This window comes from Mesorhizobium sp. M7A.F.Ca.ET.027.03.2.1 (genome assembly GCF_003999175.1).
Classification (GTDB): Bacteria; Pseudomonadota; Alphaproteobacteria; order Rhizobiales; family Rhizobiaceae; genus Mesorhizobium.
The window spans coordinates 1-3,247 of record NZ_RZOM01000714.1 but is presented as its reverse complement, the minus strand read 5'-3'; the positions used below and the strand labels follow the sequence as shown (position 1 = coordinate 3,247).

Sequence of the window (3,247 nt, the reverse complement as noted above, 5' to 3'; positions counted from 1 at the left end):
GAACTGCACCGCGGCAACATCGCGCGCGGCGGCGAATGGATCGAGACGCGACTGCTGACGTCAGGCCCGCGCACCAATCCGTGGTTCCAGGAATGCTCGTCGCGCAAGATCGAGGCTGGCGATCTCGTCGCCTTCGACACCGACCTGATCGGCCCCTACGGCTTCTGCGCCGACCTGTCGCGCACATGGCTGTGCGGCGATGGAAAGCCGACCAGCGAACAGCGCGACCTGTTCCGCATCGCTGCCGACCAGATCGGGCACAACACGGCACTGATGCAGCCAGGCATCTCGTTTCGCGACCTCGTCGAACGCTCGGCGGTGCCGCCCGGCGACTGCTTCCCGACGCGCTACGGCGTGCTCTATCACGGCGTCGGCCTGGCCGATGAATACCCGACCTTGCCGCATGCCAGCGACTGGACATCGGACACTCCGGACGGCGTGCTGGAACCGGGCATGGTGCTGTGCGTGGAAAGCTATATCGGCAGGCTTGGCGGGCGCGAAGGCGTCAAGATCGAGGAACAGATACTGATCACCGAGACGGGCAACGAACAGCTCTCAACCTACCCGTTGGATAAGAGACTGCTCGGCTAGCCCGGCAATGGCCTCGCGCAACGCCCCAACCGTCTTTTCCGGTGTCCCTGCGGCGGTGATGTAGGGCAGGCCTTTGCGCCGTCCGGTCCAGCCAACGACCGCCACCCTTTTCGCCGCCGGCTCGAAACGCTGCGCCAGTGCCCAGCTCTTGCAGTCGATGGCCGCTATATCGGCCTTGCCCTCTGCAATTGCGACGATCGAGGAACGGTGCCCACCGCTTTCGCTGCGCGAGGCAAAGAGGTCAAGGCTCTCGCCCATCGCCTCCAGGTCGCGCGTCAAACCGAGGAACCCCGACATCGAATCGAGGCTGTTGAAGGTGAAGCGCTTGCCGCGGATCCGATCTAGTGGGATCAGCGGGCTGCCGTCATTGGGCGAGGCAACCGACGGCGCGCCATCCGCCAGCATGACGATGGCGCTGGAATAGAGCTCGCCCTGCCCGCCTTCGTAGGCGTCGTAGCTTGGCTGGGCAACCACCTGCACATGCCTGGACAGGCCGAGTTCCATCGGCCCCCAGCAGGTCTGCGCGAACAGCAGCGCCGGGTGCAGCCACAGTCTGTGAAAATCGAGTTCGTCCGGCGGCAATGTCACTGGGTCGGGTGCGATCAATGCACCGGCAGCATCACGAATACCGCCCGGTATCGGCGGCAGGTCTCCATTGCGCCGCACGATGGTTTGCGGTGCGTCGATACCCTTTTGCCGAAACGCGTCGCGCAACAGCGCCCATTGCGCGTCGACCTCGCCGCGTATTTCGGGCCAGTCATACATCGGCAACGCCGCAACCAATTCACTCATGCCGGATATCAAATCATCATGTCTGGAAAAATGATCGCAAAAACGCGGCGCCCAATCAGAATTGGCCGACACGGATTCCGGGTAGACCGGAATTATTCCTTCGGCGGCTCTGCGGGAACCGGCGCACTGCCGAGTCCGCTGATGCTGCGCGCCCTGATGCGCGGCTTGAAGGCCCTGCCCGGCTCGGCTTGACGCCGCAGCACCGGGTGCACGATCGGCTCCTTCGCCTTGAACGCATAGGCTTTGATCAGCGCGAAATAGTTGGGATAGGCATAGCCATTGTTCATCCGCAGCCATTCCTCACGGCGATCGCGAAACAGCTTGGGCAGCTTGTACCAGGCCACGGTCGGGGTCTTGTGATGGACGAAGTGCAAATTGTTGTTGAGGAACAGGAACGACAGCGGCGAGCGCTCGACGATCACCGTGCGGCCTTCCGGATGTTCCGACCATTGATGCTCGGCGAAAGTACGGATCGAGATCAGCGACTGGCCGAGCCAGACCGGCACCAGAATGTAAAGCCACAGCGGGATGCCGAAGCCGAACTGCACGATCGGCATCACGACGGCAAGGCCGATCGCATGCAGCAGCCAGGCCTTGCGGATCGCCTTGTCACCGGCGATCACCTGCTTGGCATCGTCGATGAAGAAGCCGACGCAGGACAGCCACGGGCCAAGCACGAAGCGGCCGGCCATGGTGTTGTTGATCTTGAGTAGGAATTTCATCGTCGGCGGCAGTTCGTCGTGCTGCCAGAGCGCCTGATAATAGCTTTCCGGATCGTCCAGCGGGTCCGTCAGCCGCTCGTCGGCGTGGTGGCGCAGATGAATGGTCTTGAAGCGGCGGAATGGCCAGACCAGACCGATCGGCAGGAACACGAAGGCTTCATTGACCCGCGCGTTGCGTGTCGGATGCCCGTGCAGCACTTCGTGCATGATCGACGATTGCAATGCGGCGGTCAAAGCCAGGATGGCGAGCGCCAGGACGGGGTAGGATGGCCAGAGCAGGAAACCGGTGGCGAGCCAAGTTGCGTAGCAGAAGAAGGCGAGTACCACGGTCGGCCACTCTATGGCCGGTGCGCTGTGTCGCCTGATGCTCTTGCTCGTCATGCTATCGACCACTGCCCCTCAGTCGCCGGAGCCCCAATTGGCTCCTGACAACATTGTGTCAGGAGAAGTGATTCCACTCAACGAGACAAAGTACACAAACTGTTGCGATTGCGCATTTTTGACCGCACTTGTTACACATTGTAAACAGGCTTATGGATTCATTTACGCCTGAGGTGCGCTCGGATGCGATTCGGCGCAAATTTTTCCTCAATCGAGGTGGAGCACGGACATGGACAAGCGCGACCTGTCGACGATCTTCCGCGAGCGCCTGAAAACACTCTTGACACGCTCCGACCTGAACCAGTCGGCCTTCGCGACTGCGGTCGGCATCGACCGTTCGGCGCTGTCGCAGCTGCTGTCGGGCGCCTCGACGCGTCTGCCCCGAGCGGAAACGCTGCTCAACATCGCCGCCGAGTTCAAGGTGTCGCTCGATTGGCTTCTCGGCCTCAGCCAGGACGAGGGCCTCACCGGCGAAATCCGCGAGAGCCTGGAGATCGAGGAGGCACCGGACGGCTTCGACCGCACGCTGCTGGCCAAATGGCATGCCGAGGCGGCCGGCACCAAGATCCGCTACGTACCGGCCGGCATTCCCGACCTTCTGCGCACCGAAGCATTGGTCGACTACGAAGCCGGCATCACCAACAAGAGCCGCCTCGCCCAGGCCGGCGAAACGCAATACCGCATCGACTACAACAGGCGGCCGGAAACCGACATGGAAGTCTGCATGCCTCGCCATACGCTGGAGATTTTCGCCCGCGGCC

At 62.3% G+C, this 3,247-nt stretch carries 4 protein-coding genes; 2 read left to right on the top strand and 2 right to left on the bottom strand.

What is annotated here, in order from left to right; all coding sequences use genetic code 11:
• On the top strand, window positions 1–591 hold a 591-nt coding region (locus tag EN750_RS25485; protein WP_145967906.1), incomplete at its 5' end, for a M24 family metallopeptidase.
• On the opposite strand, the gene EN750_RS25480 is transcribed toward EN750_RS25485, so the two are convergent.
• Both EN750_RS25480 and EN750_RS25475 read right to left on the bottom strand, forming a co-directional pair.
• Entirely contained in the window at window positions 556–1,383 is an 828-nt protein-coding gene (locus EN750_RS25480; protein ID WP_127398188.1) for a PhnD/SsuA/transferrin family substrate-binding protein, read from the bottom strand. The two genes, EN750_RS25485 and EN750_RS25480, sit on opposite strands and share 36 nt — an antisense overlap.
• Before the next feature lie 92 nt (window positions 1,384–1,475).
• Window positions 1,476–2,486, bottom strand: coding sequence for a fatty acid desaturase (locus EN750_RS25475; protein ID WP_164762703.1), 1,011 nt, complete (start codon window positions 2,484–2,486; stop codon window positions 1,476–1,478).
• Window positions 2,487–2,715: 229 nt separating this feature from the next.
• Between EN750_RS25475 and EN750_RS25470 the strand changes: the two genes are divergently transcribed.
• A partial coding sequence (locus EN750_RS25470) for a helix-turn-helix transcriptional regulator (protein WP_127398186.1) occupies window positions 2,716–3,247 on the top strand: 532 nt, incomplete at its 3' end.